This window comes from Nocardioides sp. YIM 152588, assembly GCF_040191335.1.
GTDB lineage: Bacteria > Actinomycetota > Actinomycetes > Propionibacteriales > Nocardioidaceae > Nocardioides.
Genome location: NZ_JBEGDJ010000044.1, coordinates 10,806 through 35,054 on the forward strand (window position 1 = coordinate 10,806; position 24,249 = coordinate 35,054).

A 24,249-nucleotide genomic window follows, 5' to 3' on the forward strand; every position below is an offset into this window, starting at 1 on the left:
CCCGGCGGTCAGCCCGACCGCCCCTGCGCCCGCCGGCCCCGGCGCTGGCCCGGGCCGGGCCCGTTGCCGGACCGGTCCTCCTGCGGCGGCGACGGGTGGAACCGTGCCTTCGGCAGCGCGGCGACCTCGGCGATCGCGGCCGCGAACCGGGCGCGCTCGGCGTCGGTGAGCGCTGCCGGCCGGTGCGTCCCGGCGGCCGGGTCGACCTCGACCAGCAGGCCGAGCTCGGCGAGCGTGTCCACGTCGTCGACCCGGGTGCGCTCGTAGATGCGGGCCAGGTGGCGCTCGCGCACCTCGGCGGGCAGGTCCTTCGTCAGCAGCGCCCGCAGCGCCGCCCCGGTGGCCTCGCGGAGGGGGCGCAGGGTCGTCGACGGGCCGGAGGCCACCATCGCGGCCCACTTGCGGACGAACTCCTCGCCGGAGAACGACTCGTAGTGCAGCAGGCTCAGCCGCGGGTCGGCGTACGGCTCCAGGGGCCGGCCGGCGGCGTCGACGGGGCGGTGCAGGGAGAGCTGGGCCTCCGAGCGCGGCCGGACGCCGCTCTTGCCCTCGACGTGGCCGCGCAGGTAGGTGCCGTTGTGGGCGCGCTCGATCACACCGAGGGTGGCGAGCAGGTGGAGGTCGTCGTCGTCGAGCAGCTGCTTGAACAGGGTGGGGCGGCCCTCCGGGTGCATCTGGGCCACCGCCTCCAGCGGCCGCAGGTGCACCGCGTCGGCGGTCGCCGGGACCTCGGCCAGCGCCGCGCGGTCCAGCACGGCGACCTCGTCGCCGTCGATGTGGAAGAGCCACTCGGCGCGGTCGACGGAGCGCAGCGCGACCCGGACGGCGTTGGCGTTGATCCGCTGGCGGCGGTTCAGCCCGGGAGGCCGGCCGCCGCGCCACCAGTCGCCGTCGGTGGCGATCACGGTCACCTCGGGGCGCTCGGAGAGCCACGCGGCGACCTCCGGCTGTCCCTCGGCGGCGGGCGCGTCCAGCAGGACCACGAGGTGGTCCACGCCGTTGGCGAGGTTCGCGGTCACGAACTCCCGGACGTTGGCGAGGCTGTCCTTCAGCGTCGTGACGGTGACGGCGAGGCGCCCGTCCTGCGGGGTCGTCATCGGCCGCGCACCCAGCGGTAGACGCGCAGCGCCAGCCGCCCGGACCGGTGCGCCTCGAGCACCCGGACGGTCTTCACGCGCAGCGGGTGGCCGGGGTGCTCGTAGGCCTGCTCGAGCTCGTGCTCGGCGCCGGCGAGCGCCGCGCGGAGCCGCTCGACCTCGTGCCGCGCGGCCGCGGCCTCGGTGAGCAGGCTGCCGATCGCGTCCACCGCGGCGGCCGCCACCGCCGCCTCGTCGGGCTGGTCGGGGTCCGGCCACGACCGCACGGCCGGCGCGCCGTCCGTGCCGCTGGCGGTGTCCGGGGTGGCCGGGGTGTCCGAGGGGTCCGTCCCGCGCAGGTCGGCGAGGTCGCCGACCACGTCGTAGCCGCGCTTGTCGAGCTCGGCGGCCCACTGCTCCTCGCGCTCGTGCACCCAGCCGCGCAGGTCCGCCGGCAGCGAGAGCCGCGGGGAGCCGCGACGCTGCGACAGCGTCTGGTGGGCGAGCAGCTCGCGCACCAGGGGGCGGTAGTCCGGCGGCGGCAGCTGGGCGTTCATCGACCGGTTGATGCGGCGAACCAGCGCGGTCTCGGGCACGCCGAGCGACGGGTTGGAGCGGTCGTTGCCCAGGTCCAGCGCCAGGCCGCCGAGGCCGAAGGCCTCGGTGAAGCGCTGCCACAGCAGGCCGGGGTCGGAGCCCGGCGGCGGCACCGTGACCACGTGCACCCGCTCCGGGGGCAGGTCGGCGGCCCAGCGGTCCAGGATGTCGGGCAGCTCCTGGACGCCCCAGAACCACGAGGCGATGCGCGAGCGGCGCTCGGGGTCGGTGATCTGCTCGAGGAACTGCCGGTAGCCCAGCTCGGCGCGGTGCTTGACGTTCTCCTGCCACTCCGCGGGGATCTGGCGGGTCAGGTCGCGGGCCGAGACCAGCACGTGGATCTCGGCGCCCTCGTCGCGGCCGAGCGAGCGCAGCGCCCGGTCGACGTGGGCGCGGCCGGCGCGGGCCAGGATCTCGTGGCTGATCACCACGGTGCCGTCGGTGGTCTCCGCCGCCTCGCCGGCGAGCCGGTCCCAGGCGCCGACGGCCTCCTGCTCCAGGCCGCCCCAGGGCAGCTGCATGAGGTCGAGCGCCGCCAGGAAGTGGGCGTCGAAGCGGTCCGCCGGATAGGCGATCCCCGCCTCGCGCAGCAGCGGCCGGTTGTGGAACAGCACGTCCTGGAGGTACGACGTCCCGGTCTTCGGCGTCCCCACGTGGAGGAGGATCCGGCGGGTCACCAGGCACCGTCCTTCGGGTCGACAAGCAGGTCCAGGGCCAGGCCGAGAGCTGCTGCCGGCTCCGGCTCCCGGGAGGACCCGGTCGGGGCGACGGTCGGAACGAGCTGCTCGAGGGAGCCCAGCACAGGGTAGCCCGCGCGGGTCAGCGCCCGGGTCATCAGGTCGGCCTGGGCGGCCAGCGGGGGCAGCCAGCGCTCCGGCACCGTCAGCGGGTCGGCGGCCGCGCCCGGCCGCGCCGCCAGCAGCGGCACCAGGTGGTGCGCCAGCAGCCGCCGGCGCTCCGGGCCGGCGACCATCAGGCCCAGCGGGCGCCCGACCCGCCGGGTCAGCTCGACCGCGGCGACGCCGACACGTGGGGGAGGCGCCGGCCGGTCGCGGGCCGGCAGCAGGGACGGGTCCGTGACGATCACGGTGCGCGCGACGCCGTACCGCTCGGCGGCGGCGCGGGCGTGCGCGACCACGTCCAGCGCGGGCGGCAGCCTGTCGGCCGTGATCCGGTCGCGCAGCCACCCGTGCAGGTCCAGCCCCGCGCCGTCGAGGGCGCGGCCCGCCCACGCGTGCGCGGCCAGGGTGCCGAGGTCCCCGGCGAGCACGTACGCCGGACCCTCGCGGCGCGGCGGCCGCGCCCAGCGCGGGTCGTGCCGCGCGTACTCGATCGCCCAGGGGTCGCCCGCGTAGGCGGGGCCGGCACGCCACCGGGCCCGCCGGTCGCGGGGCTCGCGGCGCGCCGCGCGGGCGGCCAGGTCCTCGGCGATCATGCCCGCCGCCACCTTCAGGAGGTCCTCGGCGGGCAGGTCGGTGGGGTCCACCGGCGGGGGACCGAACGGGCTGGCGGCGCCGCCGCCGGCCAGCGGCAGGTCGCCGCGGCCGCGGTCCGTGCTGCCAGCGCGCAGCACCCGGTCGGCCAGCCCGGCCGGCAGCGGCCGGCCGTCCGCCGCCACGTTGAGGCGGCGCAGCAGCTCGAGCTGCTGGGCCCCCGGGAGGAAGGGCAGGCCCGGGGCCCCGGCCGGGGCGTCGGCGGCGGCCGAGTCGCGCCACGCCGGCCAGGGGGTGACGTCGCCGGCGCGGAGGGCGAGCGCCCACCCGAGGCCGGCGCGCGGCGCTGGGTCGTCGAGGGGTCCGCGGCTCAGTGGCGTGGGGCTGGGCACCGGGACAGGCTATTGTGTGCGCCGTCCGTCCGCCCTCTTGCAGGTCCGTTGTCCGCACCTTTGCAGGTCTGTCGAATAGCCGAGGTCAGGTGCCCGAGCGTCACGATCACGCCGTCGTCCTCCACATCGGAGCGATGAAGACGGGCACCACCTATCTCCAGGGCAAGGCCTACGCGAACGCGGAGGCGCTGCTCGACGGCGGCGTCGAGCTGGCCGGCGACGGCTGGGGCGAGCAGGTTTGGGCCGTCCAGGAGCTGCTCGGCATGGGCGCGCACGACCGGTTCGTGCGGGCCCGCAACAAGGGCGCCTGGGCGCGGGTCAGTGAGGGCATGCGCACCAGCGACCAGCCGGTCTCGCTGCTCTCGATGGAGTTCCTGGCGTTCGCCGACGCCCGGCAGGCGCAGCGCGTCGTCGACTCGCTGGCGGGGTGCGAGGTGCGCGTGGTGATCACCGTGCGCGACACGGCCTCGGTGGTGCCCGCGCTGTGGCAGACGACCGTCACCAGCGGCGGTACGACGACGTGGCCGCGGTTCCGCCAGATGGTCCGGCTCTCCGCCGCCGCCGGGGGCCGCGGCGGGCGACTGCTCTCGCGCCTCGGGGCGAGGACCGCGACCCGGTTCGCCGAGGCGGTCGACATCCCGCGGATGCTGGCCGTGTGGACCTCGGTCCTGCCGCCGGAGCAGGTGCACGTCGTCGTCGTGCCGCGGCCGGGCGCGCCCAAGGACCTGCTGTGGCGCCGCTTCTGCGAGGTGCTCGGCGTCGACGGCGGCGACTACGCCACGGAGCCCCAGCAGGCCAACGAGTCCCTGGGCTACCCCTCGGCCGAGGTGGTGCGCCGGGTCAACGCCGCGATCGAGCTCGAGCAGGTCCGCGACCAGACCGTCGTGAAGAACGACCTCGGCCTGACCACCCTCGGCGAGCGACGCTCGCAGGAGCGCCGTGCGCTCCTCGACCGGGCGACGCTGGCCGCGGCGCTCGGCTGGAACCGCACCGTCCGCGACGCGGTACGCCGGCACGGGGTCGTCGTGCACGGCGACCTCGCCGACCTGCCGGTGCCGGGGGACGGGGCCGAGCACGCGGTCGAGGACGCCCACGTGCCGCCGTCGGAGGAGGAGCTGCTGGCCGCGGCCCGGCACGGGGCGCGCGGCATGCGTCGCCTGGTCCGCCGCCGCAGCGAGCGGCTGCTGCCGCCGAAGCGGCGCAAGCGGATGGCCCGGCGCCTCCGCCGCGAGGTCGCCGGTCCCCGCGCCTGGTCGGCGGCCGAGGACCCCGTCGATGCCGCCGTGACCGACCTCGTCGCCTACGCTCATGCGCTGGTGCGGCTGCGCCGCCGCCGCGAGGAGCTGCGGCGCCGACGCCGCAGCTGACCGAGCGCCGGTGCCGCGGCGCGAACCGGGGTAGCGTCGGTGGGAACGCCGCGCGCGAGAGGAGGAGGCCGTCATGCGTCGTCGGGCCGACACCGCCCTCACGCGCCTGATGCGCTGGCTGCCGGTCGCCGTCGCCGTCGCGATCGTGGCGGTGCTCGCCGTCGCGTGGCGCGCGCTGCCGGACGGCGCCGCGGACGAGATCCAGGTGACCGAGGGCTCCGCCGCGACGACCGCGGCCGCGCCGGGCACGACCGGTGCGACCGAGACGCCCTCCGACACCGGGACCGCCGACACGACGGGGAAGGCCGGCAAGGCGGGCAAGGCCGGCAAGGCGTCGAAGACGGTCAAGGCCGGCGGCAAGGGCAGCGGCGGTGCCGCCGACGGGCGCAAGGCGGCCGATCGCGCCGAGCGGGCCGCGCTCGCCCAGGCGTTCCGCAAGCGGGTGGAGCGCAAGGCGCTCGCGAAGTCCGCGGGCTGCAGCGACGTGACCGAGGTCAGCACGACGATCACGGTGGTCTCCTACAACATGAAGTCCGCCCGCGTCGGCGGCGGCCTCGCGGCCATCCAGCGGGTCCTGGCGGCGTCGGGGGCCGACGCGGTCCTCCTGCAGGAGGTGGACCGGTTCCGCGCGGGCACCGGCCGCGTGGACCAGGCGGCGTGGCTGGCCGCGCGCCTGGGCATGGAGTCCAGCTTCGGTGCGAACGTCAGCTACGGGGGCTCGTCGGCGTACGGGACCGCGGTGCTGTCGCGGTTCCCGATCGTGTCCAGCAGCAACACGCACCTCCCCAACGGGGCGGGCGGCCAGCAGCGTGGTCTGCTGAAGACGGTGGTGGACGTCGACGGCGTGGAGGTCAGCCTCTACAGCACCCACCTGCAGAACAAGATCGACTACCTCAAGGTGCGGCAGGCGCAGGCGATCGCGCCGATCGTCCGCGCCGACCCCAACCCCGTGGTGATGGGCGGCGACTTCAACGCCTGGCCCGGCGACAACGTGATCGGCATCATCCGCTCCGCGGTGAACGACACCTGGGCGGCGGTCGGGGCCGGCGCCGGACTCACCCACCCGGCGACGAACCCGCGGGGTCGGATCGACTACCTCTTCTACGCGCACGAGGGGGTCGTGCCGGTCTCGGCGTCCGTCATCGCGGCGACCGCCTCCGACCACCGGCCGGTCCGCGCGGACTACCGGATCACCGGCGAGAGCGCCCTCTGCCCGTCCTGACCGACGGTGAGGTGGCCGCCCGGCTGCGGTACCCGGGACGTCGTCCCGAGAATTCCGTGAGGAGTTGACAAATCTCCGGAGCCTCGGCGTGTCGAGTAGAAATTACAACCGTGTAGTTACTCACGAAATCTACCGAACGCGTGTGACTGCTGTGAAAGTTGCTTCTCGTGTGAATCCTTCCCCTCACACGATGGAGTCGATCTGCCATGTCTTTCCTCGTGCCCGACGCGGCTCGTCGGAGTCGTTTCGTCATCATCTGCCAGCACCTCCTGGCGCTGGCCGTCATCCTCGCCGTGCTCACGCCGGCCGCCCGCATCGTGACCATGGACGTCCGGCCCTTCCCGGCCGGTGAGAGCACCCCGTCCCGCGCGGACAAGGGCGAGGTCGCCTACCTGCGGGCCGCGACGGTGCCGACCAAGGTCGCCGCCGCGCCCGTGGACCCGGTCGTCGACGAGTACTCCCTGACCGCGCCGAAGGGCGCCCGGATCGCCCCCGGCGCCCTGCGCGCCGAGGTCCGGCGTACCAAGGCGGGCGGCACGGAGATCCTCACCGACGCGCTGCCCGTCGAGGGGTACGGCGCCGTCGGCGTCACCTGGGCGCACGGCACCGAGGTCGGGGACGACGCGATCGGCCTGAAGGCCCGCACGCGCACCGGCGGCCGCTGGTCCGGCTGGACGACCATCGAGTACCACGACGAGCACGGCCCCGACCCGGACAGCCTCGAGGCCCGCAACGCCCGCCCGGGCTCGGACCCGCTGCTGATCGGCGACGTGGACCGCGTGCAGGTCCGGATCAACACCGAGGACGCCGCGCCGTCCGACATGAAGCTCGCGGTGATCGACCCGGGCGCCGACCGGAGCATGGCGCGGGAGACCCCGGAGATCGACACCGCCGAGCTCGACGCGGCGCGCACCGCCCCCCGCTCGGACGTCACCGACCCCGCCACGGACCCGGAGGCCGGGACGCCGGAGGACCCGGCCGACGGCGACGACACCACCGACGGCACGGACACCGCCGACGGCACCGACGAGGAGGGGGACCTCACCCTCTCCGCCGCGGCCTCGACCCCGAAGCCGAAGATCTTCTCCCGGGCCCAGTGGGGCGCCGACGAGCGGATGCGGGACCGTCCCTCGCTGCACTACTACGAGGTGCACGCCGGGTTCGTCCACCACACGGTCAACGCGAACGACTACACCAAGGCCCAGGTGCCGTCGATCATCCGTGGCATCTACGCGTACCACACGCGTTCGCGCGGCTGGAGCGACATCGGCTACAACTTCCTGGTCGACCGGTTCGGCCGGATCTGGGAGGGCCGCTACGGCGGCGTCGACCGGCCCGTCGTCGGCGCGCACACCCTCGGCTACAACGACGACGCGTTCGCGATGTCGGCGATCGGCAACTACGAGGTCACCAAGCCCTCGGCCGCCACGGTCCGCGCCTACGGCGCGCTCTTCGCCTGGAAGCTCTCGCTGCACGGCGTCGACGCGTCCTCGACGAAGCAGTACGTGACCTCGCGCAACTTCCAGGCGATCAACGGGCACCGCGACGCCGACTCGACCGCCTGCCCGGGCAAGTACCTCTACGCCAAGCTGGGCCGGATCCGCACGCTCGCCGCCAAGAACCAGGTGGGCTGGTCGGGCCGGGAGCTGGAGTCCGACCTGGCGGCGACCGAGCTGCCCGACCTGGTGGTGCGCCGCGCCTCCGACGGTCGCGGCGTCGTGGTCCCGCTGCGCTACAACAAGAAGCGCGGGCAGGTCGTGGCCCGTAGCAAGGTGATCGACACGGGCCTGGACCTCTCCGGGGCGGCCGGGCTGTTCCGCGCCGGCGACTGGGACCGCGACGGCTTCGGTGACCTGCTGGTGCGGCGCAAGGGCGAGCGGGAGAGCCTCTACCTGTACCGCGGCCTCGGCGAGGGCCAGTTCGACCCGAAGGCGATCAAGATCAGCAGCGGCTTCCGCGGCGTCCGCCTGATCGCCGCCGTCGGCGACACCACCGGCGACGGCTGGCCGGACCTGATGGGGCAGCCCAAGGGCGGGTCGATGATGATCTACCCGGGCCGAGGTCTCGACGGCCTCCGGGCCGGGTACGTCGCCCACAGCGCGGTCCGGGGCAAGCGCAACATCGCGATCGGCCGCTGGGACGCCGACGGCGCGCCGGACAGCCTGGTCCGCAGCGGGCCCGACCTGACGGTGTGGACCGGCAACGGCCCGGGCGGCTGGACGGTCAGCCGGTCGCTCGGCGCGGTGCTGGGCGGTTACGACTGGACGGTCGGCGTCTCGTCCGTGGACGACGACGGCCACGCCGACCTGCTGGTCCGCAGCCGGTCGACCAAGGAGCTCTGGCTGCTGCCGACCACCTCGAAGGGCGTGGGCTCCCGGGTCCTGCTCGGCGACATGTCGGACTACGACCTGGCCGGCTGAGCGGGCCGGACCGGGCCGGACCGGGGAGGGGAACCGGGGAAGAGCAGTCCTGGTCGCTCAGGCAGGGAAGCGTGCGGTGGCGCGCTCGGCGACGTAGATCGCCTCGAGCCGCTGCTGCGCGGCCTGTGCGACCAGGACCAACGAGCCGCCGTTCACGAGCGGCTCGGTGAAGGTCGCGACTCCTGGTGGGGAAGCCGGGTTCGCGACCGAGAGGAGGCGGCCGCCGCCGGGGAGCAGATCCCCGGCGGCGGCCGCTCGCCACATCTCGGCAGCCGGGGTCTCCGCGCCGGCGACCTCCAGCGCCGGGTCCTCGCCGCTCGGCGGGTCCCAGGGGGTGAACGCGTCCGGCTGGGACCACACCTCGACGCCCACGTCGTGCACGCCGGCCGGTACGCCGTCGCGGAACCGCACCCCGAGCGGCAGCAGCGCGCACGCCAGCACCACCCGGTCGTCGGCCTCGCCGGCCCACCGGTCGAGCGACCCCGGACCGCAGACGACGGCCTCGGGGTCGTCGGCGTCGCTGACCACCAGGCCGGCCAGCCAGGCGGCGCCGAGGAAGACCGGGCCCAGCCAGTGCGGCGGCAGGTCGATCCGCAGCCGGTCGCCCCGCTCCAGGCCGAGCTCGTCCACGAGCAGCGACCCCGCCTTGGCCACCCAGTTCGCGTAGGTGGTGACCGAGAGCTCGACGCGCTCCCCGGTGGCGTCGTCGTAGAAGGTCACCAGGGGGCGGCCCGGGTCCTGGCGCAGGCGCGCGTCGAGGATCTCGGCGAAGGTCCGCGGGGTGCCGCCGGGGGCGTTGCTGGGGGTGCCGGTGCTCACGCGGCGAGGATAGGTGCTGACTCCGCCGCGGGCGGCACCGCCGATCCTCTACGCTGCCGCGCATGTGCGCCGCACCCTCCGCCGCCACCGACGCTCCCGACGGCCCCGGCTCGCTCGACGGCTTCTGGGCGGTGATCCCGGCCGGCGGCGCGGGCACCCGGCTGTGGCCGGCGTCCCGCTCGGCGTCGCCGAAGTTCCTGCACGACCTCACCGGCCGCGGGCGGACGCTGATCCAGCAGACCACCGACCGGCTCGCGCCGCTGGCCGGGGACCGGATGCTGGTGGTGACCGGCCGCGCCCACCGGGACGCGGTGGTCGGCCAGCTCGCCGGTGTGCTGGACGGGGCCGCGGTCCTGGCCGAGCCGTCCGCGCGCGACTCGATGGCGGCGATCGGCTGGGCGGCCGCCGTGCTGGAGCGCCGGGGCGCCGAGGTGATGGGCTCCTTCGCCGCCGACCACGTGATCGAGGACGAGCCGGCCTTCGCGGCGGCGGTCACCGCGGCGGTGGCGGCCGCGCGGGAGGGCTGGCTGGTCACGCTCGGGATCGAGCCGACCGCGCCCTCCTCGGCCTTCGGCTACATCCACCAGGGCGAGCCGCTCGACGGCCTGCCCGGCGCGCGCCGGGTCGCCTCGTTCGTCGAGAAGCCGTCCACGGCGCTCGCCGAGACCTACCTGGCCTCGGGGGAGTACCGCTGGAACGCCGGCATGTTCGTGGTCCGCCCGGGCGTGCTGCTGGACCTGCTCGCCGAGCAGGACCCCGACTTCGCGGCGGCGCTGCGCGCGATCGCGGCGGAGCCGGGGACGCTCGAGGAGCGGTGGCCCACCCTGCCGAAGATCGCCATCGACCACGCCGTGGCCGAGCCCGCGGCGGCCGTCGGGCGCGTCGCGACCGTTCCCGGGGCGTTCGGCTGGGACGACGTCGGCGACTTCGACTCCCTGGCCACGCTGCTCGGCGGCGACGCCCCGGTCACCGTCCTGGGGGAGGAGTCGCTCGTGATCGCCGAGGACGCCTCGGGGCTCGTGGTGCCGGCGTCGGGCCGCACGGTGGCCGTGGTCGGCCTGGAGGACGTGGTCGTGGTCGACACCGGCGACGCCGTGCTGGTCACCACCCGCGCCCGTGCGCAGGACGTGAAGCGGGTCGTCGCGACGCTCAAGGCGACGGACCGCACCCACCTCACCTGAGCGCGACTCGGCAGAAACTCACGCCCGGTCCAGACAGCAAGGGCGCGAGTCGGCAGAAAGTTTCTGCCGACTCGCGCCCTGCTGCTGTCAGTTGGTGCCGACTCGCGGGGTCAGCTCATCCGGGCGCCGCCGATGGGCTCCGGCGCGTCGGTGTAGGGGTAGTCCTTCATGAACCGGTCCAGCGCCGCGCCGCTCGGCTCGGAGCAGTACTGCCACACACCCTGCTGCTTGTCGCCGGACTTGCCGCCCTTCGCGGTCCAGTGGGTGAAGGCGATGTGCTGTCCGTCGGGGAACGACGCGCCGTTCTCGTCCTCCGACGTCCACGGGACGGCGATGAAGGAGTAGCGGTTGTTGGTGTCGTTCACGTCGAGCGTGGAGGCGATCGACTTGATCGTGGCCATCGTCGAGTCGTCCTCGGCGGCGGTCTCGTCGTACCAGAGGACCGTGAAGCCGTGCTCGAGGTTGTGCACCAGCGCCTCCAGCGGCGGCCGGTCGCCGGCCTCGTAGAAGCGGCGGTCGATGCTCACCGGGGCGACGCCGCCGCCCACGTTCCAGTGGGCGCCGAAGGCCGGCGGCGCGAACTCGTAGTCGACCGGGGTGCCCTCGGTGACGTGGTCCTGGTTGCCCTCCGCGCTGCGGGTGACCACCGGCTCGCAGACGTCGGCGGAGGCGCCGATCTCGGCCAGCGCCTTGTCCTTGTACTGCTGGCGGTCGAGCCAGCCGCTGACGGCGGGGTACGCCGCGAGGCCGACGATGACGAGCGCGATCGCCACGCAGACGACCACGATGATCCGCCCCTGGCGCTTCTCGGCGTTGCGCTGGGAGCGCCGGATGTCGTCGATGACCTTCTGGCGGTCCGACTTCGCGGTCTTCGTCTTGGCCACGGGAGGGTTACCTCGGAATCAGGGGTGGGACAGGGGTGGTCGGCGCGAAGTCTACGGAGTCACCGGGCGGATGCTGAGATCGGCCGCCCCCTCGTGGATCTCCCACCCGTGCGCGAAGGCGACGATCGCGACCGCGACCCGGGTCCCGGCGGCGCAGCGGACCTCGTCGTCGCCGACCACGGTGGCGGGGGTCCCGGTCCGGGCCAGCGCGGTGGCGAGGTCGCCCGCCGACGCCGGGGCGCCGAACGGGAGCCGGTCCTCCGGGCGCCCGGCGACCGCCGCGACGACCGCCTCCCGCGCGCCGAGCCCGAACATGTCGCCGCCGTCGGCGCGGATCAGCGCGGCGGCGCCCGGGCCGTCCTCACCGGGGGGCAGCACGAGGTCGGGCCGCCCGCGCACCACGGCGCACGGGCGGGCCGCGAGCTTGCCCTGCGCCAGCTCGGCGGCGCCGGCGACCTGGTCGGCGACCGCGGGGGCGGTGACGGCCAGCGGGTTGCCGTGCGCGTCGACGCGGCCGGCGAAGGACTCCAGCACGGTCACGCCGGCGGCGCCGATCGCGATGTCGGTCTGACCCTCGCGCCACGGGCGCCCGGCGGTGTCGGTGACGATCACCCCGACGTTGACGGCCGCGCGCGCGGCCACGCCCGCGCGCAGGCGGCGCGCGGAGGCGTCGGGGTCCAGCGGCAGCAGCACCACCGAGCCGGCGGCCACGTTCGAGGCGTCGACGCCGGCGGCGGCCATGGTCAGGCCCAGGCGGTTGCGCACGATCCGGGTCGCGCCGCGGACGGCGACCGGCCGGACTGTCTCGGCGTCGATCCAGGCCTCGCGGTCGCCGGTGACGACGCGGCCCTCGGCCTTGCTGACGACCTTGCTGGTAACCACGAGCAGGTCGCCGTCGGCCAGGTCGAGCAGCGGCACGAGGAGGGCGGCGAGGTCGTCGCCGGCCGCGACCTCGGGCACGCCGTCGGGGGCGTGCACGGTCAGGCCGGCGGTCGTGCCGGTCACCGGCCCGGTCACTGGGTCGCCACCAGCTCGATCGCGGCCGCCGCCATCGCGGCGGTGGCGTCGTGGTCGGTCATCATCAGCGGTACGGCGGCGCAGGCGATCCCGCCCGCGCGGACGCGCTCGACCTGCCCGGCGTCGCGCTCGTCGACCAGCCAGCCGTCGAGCACGCCCCCGGCGGCCCGGGCGCCGTAGTGCAGGCCGACGCCGGCCGCGCTGACCTCGACGCCGATCGAGGTGAGCATCTGCTCGGCCATCCCGCGCACGTGCCGGTCCCCGACGATGGGGGAGAGCCCCACGACGGGTGCCGCGGTCTCCCGGACCGCCTCGCGGATCCCCGGCACGCCGAGGATGGTGCCGACCGAGACCACCGGGTTCGACGGCGGCAGGACCACCAGGTCCGCGCCGGTGATCGCCTCGACCACCCCGGGGGCGGGCCGGGACTCCTCGAGGCCGACCACGGCGACGGTGCGGGCCGCGACCTCGGCGCGCAGCCGGACCCAGTACTCCTGGAAGTGGACCACGCGCAGCCCGCTGGGGGAGTCGGGGTCCTCCACGGCGACGTGGGTCTCCACCCGGTCGTCGGTCATCGGCAGCAGGCGCACCCGGTCGCCGTACCCCGGCGCCAGCCAGCGGCGGCAGAGCGCCTCGGTCACCGCGCTCAGCGGGTAGCCGGCCTCCAGCATCTGGGTGCGCACCAGGTGGGTGGCGATGTCGCGGTCACCCAGGCCGAACCAGGTCGGCTCGACGCCGTACGCCGCCAGCTCCTCCTTGGCGCTCCAGGTCTCCGCCCGCCGACCCCACCCGCGGTCCGGGTCGATGCCATCCCCTAGCGTGTACATCACCGTGTCGAGGTCGGGGCAGACCTTGAGGCCGTGGATCCACCAGTCGTCGCCGTTGTTGGCGATCACGGTCACCTCGGCCTCGGGGGCGACTCCGGGCAGCAGCCCGCTGCGGAGGCCGTGCAACAGGCCCTGCAGGAACTTCGCGCCCCCCATGCCGCCGGACAGGACGGTCAACTTCTCCATGGGGACAACTCTGCCGGTCGTGTGCTGAGTGTTTTGCGGGGGGTTGCAAATACCAGACGAAGGCTTGACTCAGCGTGTATGACATGCGTGTAATTCCATTAGCGTCGTTCAAGGCACGGGGGCCCTCCGGCAAGGCAGCCGAAGGGAAAAGTGGCCGCACGAACGGCGCGTCGGGGGTCGAAAGGGGCGGAAAAGTGAGGGAACTCTTCCTGGTCGAGGCTGAGTCCGAGGAACTGGGCTGGCAGGAGCGCGCACTCTGTGCGCAGACGGATCCCGAGGCGTTCTTCCCGGAGAAGGGCGGATCGACGCGGGAGGCCAAGAAGGTCTGCCAGACCTGCGAGGTCCGGATCGAGTGCCTCGAGGCTGCGCTGATGAACGACGAGCGGTTCGGCATCTGGGGTGGGCTGTCCGAGCGCGAGCGGCGCAAGCTGAAGAAGCGCGCGGTCTGAGTCTGACGACACCGCCGTTGCCACAACGGCGGTGCTGGTTCGACCGGCCACCTGAACGCACGTAGGGTGGCCGGTCGTGGCAGCGCCGAACGAACTGGGTGTCCCCAGGGTCACCGTCCTTCTGGTCAGCCATGACGGCGCAACCTGGTTGCCCGCCGTCCTCGAGGGACTGGCGGACCAGACCGTTCCTCCGGCGGGCGTCGTCGCCGTCGACACCGGCTCGAAGGACGGCAGCGCCGAGCTGATCGAGGACACCCTCTCGGCCCGCGGCGTGCCGGTCACGGTGCTCCGCGCCGGCAGCGGCACGAGCTATCCCGAGGCGGTCAACCGCGGCCTCGTCGAGCTCGCCCAGCGCGGCGAGGAGCCGGAGTGGGTCTGGCTGCTGCACGACGACTCGCGGCCCGAGCCCGACGCCCTCGAGGCGCTGCTGGCGGTCGCCGCGGCCCGCCCCGACGCGGACTTCCTCGGCCCCAAGCTGCGCGAGTGGCCCTCCCTGCGGCGGCTGCTCGAGCTGGGCGTCACCATCAGCGGCACCGGCCGGCGCGAGACCGGCCTGGAGCGCGGCGAGTACGACCAGGGCCAGCACGACGAGACCCGCGAGGTGCTCGCCGTGAACACCGCCGGCATGCTCGCCCGGCGTACCGCGCTGGAGGCGCTGGACGGCTTCGACCCCCAGCTGGCGCTCTTCGGCAACGACATCGACCTGGGCTGGCGCGCGGCGGCGGCCGGCCGGGTCACGCTGGTCGTCCCGGCGGCGGTGGTCTTCCACGCCGAGGCCGCGCACCGCGGGGTGCGGCGCACGCCGCTCACGGGCCGCCACACCCACTTCCAGGAGCGCCGCGCGGCGCTCTACACCCTGCTCGCCAACGTGCGCCCGTGGGCGCTGCCGTTCCAGCTGGTCCGGCTGGTGCTGGGCTCGCTGCTGCGGATGCTCGGCTACCTCGTGGTCCGCTCGGTCGGCGAGGCGCTCGACGAGCTCGCCGCCCTGGTCGCGGTCTGCGGGCGCCCGGGCGCGGTCCACGCGGCCCGCCGCGCCCGCGCCCGCCAGCGGGCGTCCACCCGCGGCGACGTCGGACCCGACACCGAGCGGGTACGGCGGCTGCTGGCCCCCTGGTGGGTGCCGTACCGCCATGGGCTCGACTTCTTCGGCGACCTGCTCGCCGCCGCCACCAACCAGGCCGCCGACGTGGCCGAGCGCCGCCGCGCCGCCGCGGCCGAGCGGGACCCGACGGCGGCCCCTCCTCGCCGGGTCGACCGGCCGGGCGACGACGACGAGGCGTTCGAGGACAGCGGCTGGGTGGTGCGGTTCCTGACCGACCCCATCGCCGTCGTGGTCGCGGTGGTGGTGCTCGCGCTGGTCATCGGGGCCCGCGGCGCCTTCGGCGACATCTCCGGCGGTGCCCTCTCCCCGGCGCCGTCGGGCCGCGGCACCTGGTGGACGCTGCACCTGGAGAGCTGGCACGCGCTCGGCTTCGGCTCCGCGGTCCCGGCGCCCGGCTACGTCCTGGGGCTCGCGGTGCTGGGCTCGGCCTTCGGCCCCGGGTGGGCGATGTCGCTGCTGCTGATCACCGCCGCGCCGCTGGCGCTGTGGGGGGCCTGGCGGTTCCTGCGGGTGGTGGCGAGGCTGCTCACGCCCGAGGGTGCCCCGCGCTGGCTGCTGCTGTGGGGGGCGGTGACGTACGCCGCGATCCCGCTCGCCGCCGGCGCCTGGGGCACCGGCCGGTGGGGCGTCATCGTCGGCGCCACGCTGCTGCCCTGGATGGCCCACGCCGCCCTCGGCTTCGCCGACCCCGAGCCCGGCCGCCGCTGGCGGGCCGCGTGGCGCTCCGGCCTGATCCTGTCGCTGCTGGTCGCCGTGATGCCGGTGATGTGGTGGCTGTTCGCCGCGCTCGCGCTGGTCGTGGTGGGCACCGCGGCGCTGCTGGTCCGCTCCGCGATCGGCGACCGGTCGGTGTGGGGCCCGCCGCTGGCCGGCCTCGCCGTGCCCCTCGTGGTGCTGTCGCCGTGGTGGCTGCCGTCCGTCTGGCACGGCGCCGGCGCGGGCCTGTTCCTGGAGATCGGCCGCTGGCCGACGCCCGTCACCGACGGCTGGGCGCTGTTCGCCGGACGCTTCGGCGAGGCGGGCGCCCCGGCCTGGATCGGCGTGGTCCTGGTGGCGCTCGCGGTGCTGGCGCTGATCCCGCGCGCGAGTCGCGTCGCCACGCTGCTGTGCTGGCTGGTCGCCGCCGTCGCCGCCGTGGTCGCGATCCCGCTCGCGGTCACGATGGTCGACCTGCCCGGGCTCGAGCAGCAGCAGCCCGGCCTGGGTCCCGCCCTCCTGCTGCTGCACGGCAGCTTCGTCACCGCCGCCGTCCTCGGCGTCGTCGGTGCCCGCGCGACCGTGCCGGCCGGCCGCGGCCCGCTGCTGCGCGGGCTGCTGACCGGCACCACCGCGGTCGTCGCGCTGCTCGCCGTGCTGGTGCCGGTCGGCGGGCTGACCTGGTTCGCCGTCGACGGCGCCGACCAGCTCCAGGCACGCCCACCCACGGGGATCCCCGTCTACATGCAGCAGCGCGCCGAGACCGCCGACCAGTACGGCATCCTCGTGCTGCGCGGCAGCATCGACGAGGGCCTGACCTACGAGGTGGTCCGCGGCGACGGCGCGACCGTCGGCGAGGACGAGATCCTCGCGCTCACCCCGGAGGACGCCGAGGTCACCGGGACCATCACGGCGCTCGTCACCACGCCGTCGCCGGAGGCCGTCGAGGACCTGCGCGGGCGCGGCATCGCCTACCTGGTGCTGCCCGCCCCGGTCGACGGCGATGTCGCGGCCCGGCTGGACGCCACCGGAGGTCTCGAGCGGGCCAGCTCGGCGGACCGGGCCACCGCCGCCTGGGAGGTGTCGGACCCGCCGACGGCGGAGAGCGTCGAGGGGCCGGGCTCGTGGCTGCGGGTCGTGCTGCTGGTCGTCCAGCTGGTCTCGATCCCGGTGCTGATCGTGTGGGCGCTGCCCACCCTGCGAAGGAGTCGCTCATGAGCGGGCCGGACCCGTCCGAGGGCGCGGGACGACGCGCCGACCGCACGACCTCCGGGCGCTCCGGGCGGCGGGCGCAGGTCAGCCGCGGAGCCGGCGCCCTGCGCAGCCGGCTCGACGTGCTGGTGGTGCTCGCGGTCGTGCTGCCGCTGGTGGTGCTGGCCAGCGTGGCCGTGATCGGTGAGGAGCAGGACCACGTGCCGTCGGCGGCCGCGCCCGAGGGGGCCCCGCTCGCCGACGCCACGGTGATCTGCCCGGCCTCCGTCAGCCCGGGGGAGGGCGCCGACGTGGTGGCGATGCGGGTGCCCGAGGTCGACGGCGGCGAGGTCACGGTGCGCACGGGGTCAGCCCGGCTGCGGCGCCCGCGCACAGTCGACGTCCCCGGCCCGGAGCCGGTCGCGCTGCCGCGCACCGACGGCCTGGTCGCGCTGGACGCCACGGGCGACGCCGCGTCCGGCCTGGTCGCCGGGCGGCGCGAGGCGCTGGTCTCCGAGCCGTGCCGGGCCCCGGCGTACGACGAGTGGTTCCTGGGCCTCGGCGGGTCCGCGCGGAACGGCTCGACGCTGACCCTGGTCAACCCCGACGACAGCGCGGCCGTGGTGGACGTGAACCTGATCGGCCCGCGCGGCCCGATCGACGAGGACGCCGGCCGCGGGATCACCATCGAGGGCGGGCGGTCGGTCCGCGTCGACCTCGCCAGCGTCGCGCCCCGGCGGGCCGACGTCGCGGCCCACCTGTCGGTCAGCCGCGGCCGGGTCTCGATGACCGTCGAGCACCGCTACGACCCGCTGGGCTCGGGCGAGGCCACGGTCGACACGCTGCCGGCGCAGTCGCGGGCCGCGAGCCGGAACCTGCTGCTCGGCGTCGCCCCCGCGGGGTCGCAGCGCTCCCTCTACCTGGCCAACCCGGGTGACGACGAGGTGCGGGCCACCGTGCGGGTGATGAACGCCGACGCCGTCTTCACCCCCAGCGACACCGAGGACGTCGTGGTGCCGCCGCGCACGCAGGTCCGGGTGCCGCTGGCCGGCATCGTCGACGCCCAGGCCGCCGAGGGGATGCTCGGCCTCGTGGTGGAGGCCAGCGGACCGGTGCTCTCCACCGTCCGCGGGCTGGACCGCGGCGACCTCGTCGCCGTCGGCGCCGCGGAGGTGCTGCGCGCGCCCGCCGCGGTGGTCGTGCCCCAGGGCAAGGCCCGCCTCGTGGTCGGCGGCGCGCGCCGCGCCGGCGTGGTGCGCGTGCGCGCCTACGACGCCGCCGGCAAGGTGCTGCTGAAGAACGGCCGGGTCGAGATCGGCGCCGACCGCGGCGCGTCGCTGGCGCTGCCCGCGGGCACCGCCGGGATCACCGTCGAGGCGAGCGCGACCCCGGTCGCCGCCGCGGTCGTGGTGGACAGCGACGGCGGCACGCCGGGCTCCGCGGTGGTGCCGGTCCGGCCGGCCGACGTCACCGCCGACGTGCCGGTGGTGCGGCCCCGCTGACCGCGTCGCTGGTCGAGGTGGGAGGCGCCCCGGCGCCGAGCCTCGAAGCCCGGTGGCGGTGGTTTCGAGGCTCGCTTCGCTCGCACCTCGACCACCGGACGGGTCAGTCCTCGTCGTCGGTGTAGCGCGGGTCCACCTCGGTGGCCGGGATCCCCAACAGCTCGGCGACCTGCTCGACGAGGACGGTGAGCACCAGCGCCTCCAGGTCCTCGCGCTCGCGCGCGCGGTGCTCGATCGGGCGCCGGAAGACGACCAGCCGCGTCGGCCGGCCGCCGGTGCCGCGGATCAGCGAGGAGAGCGGCACCCGGCCGTTGTCCCAGTCGTCGGGGAGGTGCGGGGAGTCCTCGACGGCGTACTCGACCATGCCGAGGCGGGTCGCCCACCGGTCGTCGATCTCGGTGACGATGTCGAGGACGATCCGGTCGAACTGCTCCCGGCGGCTCCGCGGCAGCGGCGGCTCGGGGGAGAGGTCGCTCGGCAGCACGGCCGGTCCGCGCATGCCGCGTCCGCGGCGGTCGCGTCCGCGGCGACGGGTCGGGCCGTCGGCGGTTCCGGTCGGGGTCGCCGAAGCCGAGTTCTCCATGATCCGCGAGCCTATCGGCCGAAGGGGCCGACGGCGGGGTACCGTCTGCCGCGTGAGTATGGCCCGGCGTTGTTCCCGCACCGCGTGCGCGCGCCCCGCGGCCGCGACGCTGACCTACGTGTACGCCGACCAGACCGCCGTGCTGGGCCCGGTCTCGACCTACGCCGAGCCCCACGCCTACGACCTGTGCGCCCTCCACAGCGAGCGGCTCTCCGCGCCGCGCGGCTGGGAGGTGGTCCGGCTCGCTCTCGGTACCACGCAGCCCGGGCCGAGCGAGGACGACCTGCTGGCCCTCGCCGACGCGGTCCGCGAGGCCGCCCGCCCCGCGCCGCCGCCGGCACCCCCCAAGGAGACCGGCCGCGAGGTCGCCCGGCGCGGCCACCTGCGGGTGCTCACCTCCGACTAGGCGCCCGCGCGGCACCCGTCCTGGGTATCCCGGGGGCATCGGGCGTCCGCGCCGAACAGCGGTGCACTAGGGTCCGGTCCATGCTCACTCCGACCACTTCCCCGGAGAACCTTGCCGCCGTCTTCAAGGCCTACGACGTGCGCGGCACCGTGCCGGAGCAGCTCGACGAGGACCTGGCGCGCGCCGCCGGCGCGGCCTACGTCGAGGAGCTCGGCGCGACGGCGCTGGTGATCGGCTACGACATGCGCCCCAGCTCGCCCGGCCTGGCCGGTGCGTTCGCCGACGGCGCCACCGCCGCGGGTGCGGACGTGACCATGATCGGCCTCGCCTCGACCGACCAGCTGTACTTCGCCTCGGGGCACCTGGAGCTGCCGGGCGCGATGTTCACCGCCAGCCACAACCCGGCGCAGTACAACGGGATCAAGATGTGCCGGGCGTTCGCGCAGCCGGTCGGCCTGGAGTCCGGCCTGGCGGCGATCCGGGACCGGATCGCCCGCGGCGGCTCGGTCGCCGCCGGCCGCACCGGGTCGATCACCTCCTACGACGTGCTCCAGGCCTACGCGGTCCACCTGCTGAAGCTGGCGCCGGTCGCCGGGCGCCGCCTCAAGGTCGTCGTCGATGCGGGCAACGGGATGGCCGGCCACACCGCCCCCGCCGTGTTCGACCGCCTCGTCGGCCAGGTCGACGTCGTGCCGATGTACTTCGACCTCGACGGCACGTTCCCCCACCACGAGGCGAACCCGATCGACCCGGCCAACCTGGTCGACCTGCAGAAGCGCGTGGTCGCGGAGCAGGCCGACATCGGCCTGGCGTTCGACGGCGACGCCGACCGCTGCTTCATCGTCGACGAGCGTGGCCGTGCGGTCTCGCCGTCCACCCTGACCGCGCTGATCGCGGCCCGGGAGCTGGCCAAGGAGCCCGGCGCGACCGTGATCCACAACCTGATCACCTCGCGCGCGGTGCCCGAGATCGTGCGCGAGCACGGCGGCACCCCGGTGCGCACCCGGGTCGGCCACTCCTTCATCAAGGCGACCATGGCCGAGACCGACGCGATCTTCGGCGGCGAGCACAGCGGCCACTTCTACTTCCGCGACTTCTGGCGCGCCGACTCCGGCATGCTCGCGGCGCTGCACGCGCTGGCGGCGCTCGCCGAGGCAGACGTCCCGCTCTCGGAGCTGATGGCGACCTACGAGCGCTACCCGCTCAGCGGCGAGATCAACTCGACGGTCGCCGACCAGGCCGCCGTGCTGGCGGCGATCGAGGAGCGGTACGGCAGGATGGACGGCGTCACGATCGACCACCTGGACGGCCTCAGCGTGGCCCACGCCGACTGGGCGTTCAACGTGCGCGCATCGAACACCGAACCACTGCTGCGGCTCAACGCCGAGGGGAAGGACGAACCCACCATGGGCAAGATCCGGGACGACGTGCTGGCGATCATCCGGGGCGCGCTGTGAGCGCCGCGGACGCCGGCATCGCGCCGGAGCTGCTGGCGATCATCGTCTGCCCCTCGTGCCACGGCGACCTCGCCGTCACGCCGGCCGGCGACGCCACGGAGCTCGTCTGCGGCGGCTGCGGCCTGGCCTACCCGGTGCGCGACGGCATCCCGGTGCTGCTGGTCGACGAAGCCCGCAAGCCCGCCTGAGTCGGGGGCTGGCGCTGCGATGACCTGGTTCGACGAGTCCCGGCTCGACAGCGAGACCGCCCTCGCCTCGGCCGACCTCCGGCTGCGCTACCTGGCCGAGTCCGGCTCGCGGGTGCGCCGCGAGGTCTCCGGTGCGGCCGACGCGATCGCGGAGGCTGTCGGCCGCGCGGCCGACAGCCGGCCGCGCGCGGTGATCGCCGGTGGTCCGGACTCCCGGCTGCTGAGGGCGGTGCTGGAGCCGTTCTGCCCGGTGCCGTTCGTGGCGTGGCCCAACCCGTCGCTGCCCGGCTGGGCGGGCAGCCTCGACCTGGTCGTGGTGCTGGCGCCGGACGGCTCCGACGTCGGCGCGGCCTCGGCCGTCGCCGAGGCGGCCCGCCGCGGGTGCCAGGTGGTCGTCGCCTGCCCGCCGGAGTCCCAGGTCGCCGAGCACGCCACCGGCCGGTGGACGACCGTGCTGCCCACGGAGACCCGCGACCAGCTCGCGACCGCGGTCACCGTCCTCTCCTTCCTGCACCAGGTCGACCTCGGTCCGGTGGCGACCCCCGACGCGGTGGCCGAGGCTCTCGACGACGTGGCCATCTCGTGCGGGCCGCGCCGCGACATCTCGATCAACCCGGCGAAGATGCTGGCCATCGCGCTCGGCGACGCCGACCCGGTGGTCTGGGGCGGCTCGGTCCTGGCCGCGCGCGCCGCGCGCCGGGTGGCCGAGTCGATCCGGCGTACCTCCGGGCGGGCGGCGCTGGCCGGCGACGCCGAGCACCTGCTCCCGGTGCTGGAGGCGACCCGGCCGCGCAACGTCTTCGCCGACCCGTTCTCCGACCCGGCGGGCGGCGACCGCCGCCCGGTGCTGGTGATCCTCGACGACGGCGCCGACGACCCGGTGGCGCTGGCCCAGCGGCGGGCGCTGGAGCAGGCGGCCGACGAGCACCAGGTCCGCGTCGAGTACGTCGAGGCCGAGGCCGAGGGCGAGGTGGCGCGCTACGCCTCCCTGCTGCTGCACGGCACCTACGCCGCCGAGTACCTGCGGCTCGGCCTGGTCGAGGACTGAGCGCGCTGTCCCCGCGGACCCCCGGCGGTCGCCGGCGATGAGCAGCGCCTGCTGCGGACCCGCCCGCCGGCCCGATGCTCGAAGTGCCGGAGCGCCGCCCGCCCCGCTCGCGGGTGGCGCCGGCGTGCCCGACGACGCCGCGTCACGGCTGCGCGCCTCGCTGCTGCCCGTCCCGGCCCAGCGGTTCACCATGGGCACCGACGACCCGCGCGGGTACGCCGCCGACGGCGAGGGCCCCGAGCACCCGGTGGAGGTGTCGGCGTTCGCGGTCGCGCCGTACGCGGTCACCAACGCCTGGTTCGCGCGCTTCGTCGAGGAGACCGGGCACGTCACCACGGCCGAGCGGTTCGGCAACTCCTTCGTCTTCGCGGGCCTGCTGCCCGACGACGCGCCGCCCACCCAGGGCGTGGTCGGCACGCCGTGGTGGCGGCTGGTCGAGGGCGCCAGCTGGCGGGCGCCGGAGGGGCCGTGGAGCGACGTCCGCGACCGGCCCGACCACCCGGTGGTCCACGTCAGCTGGCTCGACGCCGTGGCGTTCTGCGCGTGGAGCGGCACCCGCCTGCCCACCGAGGCCGAGTGGGAGTGCGCCGCCCGCGGCGGGCTGGCCGGGCAGCACTACCCCTGGGGCGCGGAGCGCGAGCCGGGCGGCGAGCACCGGATGAACGTCTTCCAGGGCACCTTCCCCGGCGGCGACACCGGCGAGGACGGCTGGGTCGGCACCGCGCCCGTCGGCTCCTTCCCGGCGAACGGGTACGGCCTGCACGACGTCACCGGGAACGTGTGGGAGTGGTGCGCGGACTGGTTCGACCCCGAGTGGTATGCCCGGTCGGCGGCCGCCGGGGTGGCCGTCGACCCCACCGGACCGGCCGGTCCGGTCACCGGCGCGCGGGTGATGCGCGGCGGCTCCTACCTGTGCCACGACAGCTACTGCTGGCGCTACCGGGTCGACGCCCGCAGCTCCAACACGCCCGACTCCACCACCGGGAACCTGGGGTTCCGGGTCGCGGGGGCGGCCGCGGTCCGGGATTGAGCCGCCGCCGGACCGGGTAGGCCGGAGGAATGCCTCCGACATCGCGCCGCGAGCCGACGACCCCGGCCCGCGACCCCTGGCTGGACAACGCGAAGGCCGCGCTGGTGACCCTCGTCGTGGTCGGCCACGCCTGGACCCTGCTGCCCGCCGACGGCCCGACGGCCCGCCTCTACGACTTCCTCTACGCCTGGCACATGCCGGCGTTCGTGCTGGTCACCGGCTACCTGTCGCGCGGCTTCTCCTACCGGCCCGACCGCCTGGCGAACCTGGTGCGGACCGTCGCGGTGCCGTACGTGGTGTTCGAGTGCGCGATGGCGCTGTTCCGGGTCTACGTCGGTGGCGAACGCCTCGAGGACCTCTTCGCCGACCCGCACTGGCCGATGTGGTTCCTGCCGGCCCTGTTCGCGTGGCGGCTGCTGACGCCCCTGTTCCGGCCGCTGCCGGCCGGGCTGGCGGTCGCCGTCGCGGTCAGCCTCGCGGCGGGGCTCTGGGCGGGGGACACCCTCGACGTCGCGCGGGTCCTCGGCCTGCTGCCGTTCTTCGTGCTCGGGCTGAAGGCCACCCCGGAGCGGCTGGAGTGGCTCCGCGGGCCGCTGCCGGCGGCCACCGCGGTGGCCGTCCTCGTCGGCATCTGGCTGCTCTCCGCCCACACCGACCGCTGGGCCGCCACCGAGTGGCTCTACTACCGCTCGACCTACGACGAGCTGGCCGTCGGCGACGCCCGCGCCGTGCTCACCCGAGCGGTGCTGCTGGCGGTGGGCGCCGCGGGTGCGCTCGCCTTCCTGGCCCTGGTGCCGCGGACGGCCGGCTGGTTCAGCCGGATGGGCTCGGCCACCCTGGTCGTCTACCTGTGCCACGGGTTCGCCGTGAAGGGTGCCGAGTACGCCGGCTACCAGGAGTGGGCGGCCGCCCACCTCTGGCCGGCGGTCGTGGTGACCACCCTCGGCGCGGTGGCGCTCGCGCTGGCCCTCGGCTGCGCCCCGGTGGCGCGCCGGCTGACGCCGCTGGTCGACCCCTTCGGCGCGGCGCGCGAGCACGTGCGTGGCGCCGTGCACCTGACCGCGCTCAGCCCGGACCTCGGCTACGCCAACCTGGCGATCCGGGGGCGCAAGCTGCGCGCGATCGTCGACGAGCAGCTCGAGCCCGCCCTCGCGCTGAAGCCCGACCTGGTCAGCC

The 24,249-nt window shown here is 75.5% G+C and carries 21 protein-coding genes; 13 read left to right on the top strand and 8 right to left on the bottom strand.

Features of this window, described 5'->3' with window-relative positions:
* Nucleotides 1–8: 8 nt before the first annotated feature.
* Genes ABLM29_RS17255 through ABLM29_RS17265 form a run of 3 tightly spaced genes read right to left on the bottom strand, consistent with a single transcriptional unit; the run spans nucleotide 9 to nucleotide 3,498 of the window.
* Nucleotides 9–1,097: a glycosyltransferase family protein gene (locus ABLM29_RS17255; RefSeq protein WP_349715563.1), complete on the bottom strand. Its 1,089-nt coding sequence runs from the start codon at nucleotides 1,095–1,097 to the stop codon at nucleotides 9–11.
* The gene (locus ABLM29_RS17260; protein WP_349715565.1) at nucleotides 1,094–2,350 is read right to left on the bottom strand and encodes a hypothetical protein; all 1,257 of its coding nucleotides are present in this window, start codon (nucleotides 2,348–2,350) and stop codon (nucleotides 1,094–1,096) included. The genes ABLM29_RS17255 and ABLM29_RS17260 overlap by 4 nt, the downstream gene beginning before the upstream one ends.
* Nucleotides 2,347–3,498 (bottom strand): hypothetical protein, encoded by a 1,152-nt coding sequence (locus ABLM29_RS17265; RefSeq protein WP_349715568.1) that lies wholly within the window; start codon nucleotides 3,496–3,498, stop codon nucleotides 2,347–2,349. Before ABLM29_RS17265 ends, ABLM29_RS17260 begins: the two co-directional genes overlap by 4 nt.
* 134 nt (nucleotides 3,499–3,632) lie before the next feature.
* Between ABLM29_RS17265 and ABLM29_RS17270 the strand changes: the two genes are divergently transcribed.
* From ABLM29_RS17270 to ABLM29_RS17280, 3 genes are all read left to right on the top strand, one after another.
* On the top strand, nucleotides 3,633–4,865 hold the full coding sequence (locus tag ABLM29_RS17270) for a hypothetical protein (RefSeq protein WP_349715571.1): 1,233 nt from the start codon (nucleotides 3,633–3,635) through the stop codon (nucleotides 4,863–4,865).
* Between the two features lie 73 nt (nucleotides 4,866–4,938).
* Nucleotides 4,939–6,087, top strand: coding sequence for an endonuclease/exonuclease/phosphatase family protein (locus ABLM29_RS17275; RefSeq protein WP_349715573.1), 1,149 nt, complete (start codon nucleotides 4,939–4,941; stop codon nucleotides 6,085–6,087).
* A 206-nt stretch (nucleotides 6,088–6,293) separates the two neighbouring features.
* Nucleotides 6,294–8,507 (top strand): FG-GAP-like repeat-containing protein, encoded by a 2,214-nt coding sequence (locus ABLM29_RS17280; RefSeq protein ID WP_349715575.1) that lies wholly within the window; start codon nucleotides 6,294–6,296, stop codon nucleotides 8,505–8,507.
* A gap of 57 nt (nucleotides 8,508–8,564) precedes the next feature.
* On the opposite strand, the gene ABLM29_RS17285 is transcribed toward ABLM29_RS17280, so the two are convergent.
* On the bottom strand, nucleotides 8,565–9,326 hold the full coding sequence (locus tag ABLM29_RS17285) for a TIGR03089 family protein (RefSeq protein ID WP_349715577.1): 762 nt from the start codon (nucleotides 9,324–9,326) through the stop codon (nucleotides 8,565–8,567).
* Nucleotides 9,327–9,388: 62 nt separating this feature from the next.
* Here ABLM29_RS17285 and ABLM29_RS17290 point away from each other — a divergent pair, with 62 nt between their 5' ends.
* Nucleotides 9,389–10,507 (top strand): mannose-1-phosphate guanylyltransferase, encoded by a 1,119-nt coding sequence (locus tag ABLM29_RS17290; RefSeq protein ID WP_349715579.1) that lies wholly within the window; start codon nucleotides 9,389–9,391, stop codon nucleotides 10,505–10,507.
* 110 nt (nucleotides 10,508–10,617) lie between these two features.
* On the opposite strand, the gene ABLM29_RS17295 is transcribed toward ABLM29_RS17290, so the two are convergent.
* The 3 genes from ABLM29_RS17295 to cofD are packed head-to-tail and all read right to left on the bottom strand — an operon-like array spanning nucleotide 10,618 to nucleotide 13,421.
* Nucleotides 10,618–11,391, bottom strand: coding sequence for a DUF3105 domain-containing protein (locus ABLM29_RS17295; RefSeq protein WP_349715580.1), 774 nt, complete (start codon nucleotides 11,389–11,391; stop codon nucleotides 10,618–10,620).
* Nucleotides 11,392–11,442: 51 nt separating this feature from the next.
* A complete protein-coding gene (locus tag ABLM29_RS17300) occupies nucleotides 11,443–12,396 on the bottom strand; it encodes a coenzyme F420-0:L-glutamate ligase (RefSeq protein WP_349715582.1) in 954 nt (317 codons plus the stop codon).
* Nucleotides 12,397–12,404: 8 nt separating this feature from the next.
* Nucleotides 12,405–13,421, bottom strand: a complete 1,017-nt coding sequence (gene cofD / locus ABLM29_RS17305) for a 2-phospho-L-lactate transferase (RefSeq protein WP_349715585.1) — start codon at nucleotides 13,419–13,421, stop codon at nucleotides 12,405–12,407.
* 194 nt (nucleotides 13,422–13,615) lie between these two features.
* On the opposite strand from cofD, the gene ABLM29_RS17310 reads away from it, so the two are divergent.
* The 3 genes from ABLM29_RS17310 to ABLM29_RS17320 all read left to right on the top strand — a co-directional run bounded on the left by ABLM29_RS17310 (nucleotide 13,616) and on the right by ABLM29_RS17320 (nucleotide 18,361).
* On the top strand, nucleotides 13,616–13,870 hold the full coding sequence (locus tag ABLM29_RS17310) for a WhiB family transcriptional regulator (RefSeq protein ID WP_349715587.1): 255 nt from the start codon (nucleotides 13,616–13,618) through the stop codon (nucleotides 13,868–13,870).
* A 76-nt stretch (nucleotides 13,871–13,946) separates the two neighbouring features.
* Entirely contained in the window at nucleotides 13,947–16,886 is a 2,940-nt protein-coding gene (locus ABLM29_RS17315; protein ID WP_349715589.1) for a glycosyltransferase, read from the top strand.
* Nucleotides 16,883–18,361: a DUF5719 family protein gene (locus ABLM29_RS17320; protein ID WP_349715591.1), complete on the top strand. Its 1,479-nt coding sequence runs from the start codon at nucleotides 16,883–16,885 to the stop codon at nucleotides 18,359–18,361. The genes ABLM29_RS17315 and ABLM29_RS17320 overlap by 4 nt, the downstream gene beginning before the upstream one ends.
* 103 nt (nucleotides 18,362–18,464) lie before the next feature.
* Here ABLM29_RS17320 and ABLM29_RS17325 read toward each other — a convergent pair whose 3' ends face one another.
* Entirely contained in the window at nucleotides 18,465–18,944 is a 480-nt protein-coding gene (locus tag ABLM29_RS17325) for a metallopeptidase family protein (RefSeq protein WP_349715593.1), read from the bottom strand.
* Nucleotides 18,945–19,002: 58 nt separating this feature from the next.
* Here ABLM29_RS17325 and ABLM29_RS17330 point away from each other — a divergent pair, with 58 nt between their 5' ends.
* From ABLM29_RS17330 to ABLM29_RS17355, 6 genes are all read left to right on the top strand, one after another.
* A complete protein-coding gene (locus ABLM29_RS17330) occupies nucleotides 19,003–19,350 on the top strand; it encodes a DUF3499 domain-containing protein (protein ID WP_349715606.1) in 348 nt (115 codons plus the stop codon).
* An 80-nt stretch (nucleotides 19,351–19,430) separates the two neighbouring features.
* Nucleotides 19,431–20,807, top strand: a complete 1,377-nt coding sequence (locus ABLM29_RS17335; protein WP_349715595.1) for a phosphomannomutase/phosphoglucomutase — start codon at nucleotides 19,431–19,433, stop codon at nucleotides 20,805–20,807.
* Nucleotides 20,804–20,995, top strand: a complete 192-nt coding sequence (locus ABLM29_RS17340) for a Trm112 family protein (RefSeq protein WP_502889268.1) — start codon at nucleotides 20,804–20,806, stop codon at nucleotides 20,993–20,995. Before ABLM29_RS17335 ends, ABLM29_RS17340 begins: the two co-directional genes overlap by 4 nt.
* 19 nt (nucleotides 20,996–21,014) lie before the next feature.
* A complete protein-coding gene (locus ABLM29_RS17345; RefSeq protein WP_349715598.1) occupies nucleotides 21,015–22,043 on the top strand; it encodes an SIS domain-containing protein in 1,029 nt (342 codons plus the stop codon).
* 37 nt (nucleotides 22,044–22,080) lie between these two features.
* Nucleotides 22,081–23,073, top strand: coding sequence for a formylglycine-generating enzyme family protein (locus tag ABLM29_RS17350; RefSeq protein ID WP_502889269.1), 993 nt, complete (start codon nucleotides 22,081–22,083; stop codon nucleotides 23,071–23,073).
* A 29-nt stretch (nucleotides 23,074–23,102) separates the two neighbouring features.
* Nucleotides 23,103–24,249: acyltransferase family protein (locus ABLM29_RS17355; protein ID WP_349715603.1), on the top strand; the 1,147-nt coding region annotated here is incomplete at its 3' end.

What these genes read in the sequence shown, in the direction of transcription:
- ABLM29_RS17255 (WP_349715563.1), bottom strand. Translation starts at nt 1,097, where the DNA reads ATGACGACCCCGCAGGACGGGCGCCTCGCCGTCACCGTCACGACGCTG.
- ABLM29_RS17270 (WP_349715571.1), top strand. Translation starts at nt 3,633, where the DNA reads ATGAAGACGGGCACCACCTATCTCCAGGGCAAGGCCTACGCGAACGCG.
- ABLM29_RS17275 (WP_349715573.1), top strand. Translation starts at nt 4,939, where the DNA reads ATGCGTCGTCGGGCCGACACCGCCCTCACGCGCCTGATGCGCTGGCTG.
- ABLM29_RS17280 (WP_349715575.1), top strand. Translation starts at nt 6,294, where the DNA reads ATGTCTTTCCTCGTGCCCGACGCGGCTCGTCGGAGTCGTTTCGTCATC.
- ABLM29_RS17290 (WP_349715579.1), top strand. Translation starts at nt 9,389, where the DNA reads ATGTGCGCCGCACCCTCCGCCGCCACCGACGCTCCCGACGGCCCCGGC.
- cofD (WP_349715585.1), bottom strand. Translation starts at nt 13,421, where the DNA reads ATGGAGAAGTTGACCGTCCTGTCCGGCGGCATGGGGGGCGCGAAGTTC.
- ABLM29_RS17320 (WP_349715591.1), top strand. Translation starts at nt 16,883, where the DNA reads ATGAGCGGGCCGGACCCGTCCGAGGGCGCGGGACGACGCGCCGACCGC.
- ABLM29_RS17325 (WP_349715593.1), bottom strand. Translation starts at nt 18,944, where the DNA reads ATGGAGAACTCGGCTTCGGCGACCCCGACCGGAACCGCCGACGGCCCG.
- ABLM29_RS17330 (WP_349715606.1), top strand. Translation starts at nt 19,003, where the DNA reads ATGGCCCGGCGTTGTTCCCGCACCGCGTGCGCGCGCCCCGCGGCCGCG.
- ABLM29_RS17335 (WP_349715595.1), top strand. Translation starts at nt 19,431, where the DNA reads ATGCTCACTCCGACCACTTCCCCGGAGAACCTTGCCGCCGTCTTCAAG.
- ABLM29_RS17345 (WP_349715598.1), top strand. Translation starts at nt 21,015, where the DNA reads ATGACCTGGTTCGACGAGTCCCGGCTCGACAGCGAGACCGCCCTCGCC.
- ABLM29_RS17350 (WP_502889269.1), top strand. Translation starts at nt 22,081, where the DNA reads ATGAGCAGCGCCTGCTGCGGACCCGCCCGCCGGCCCGATGCTCGAAGT.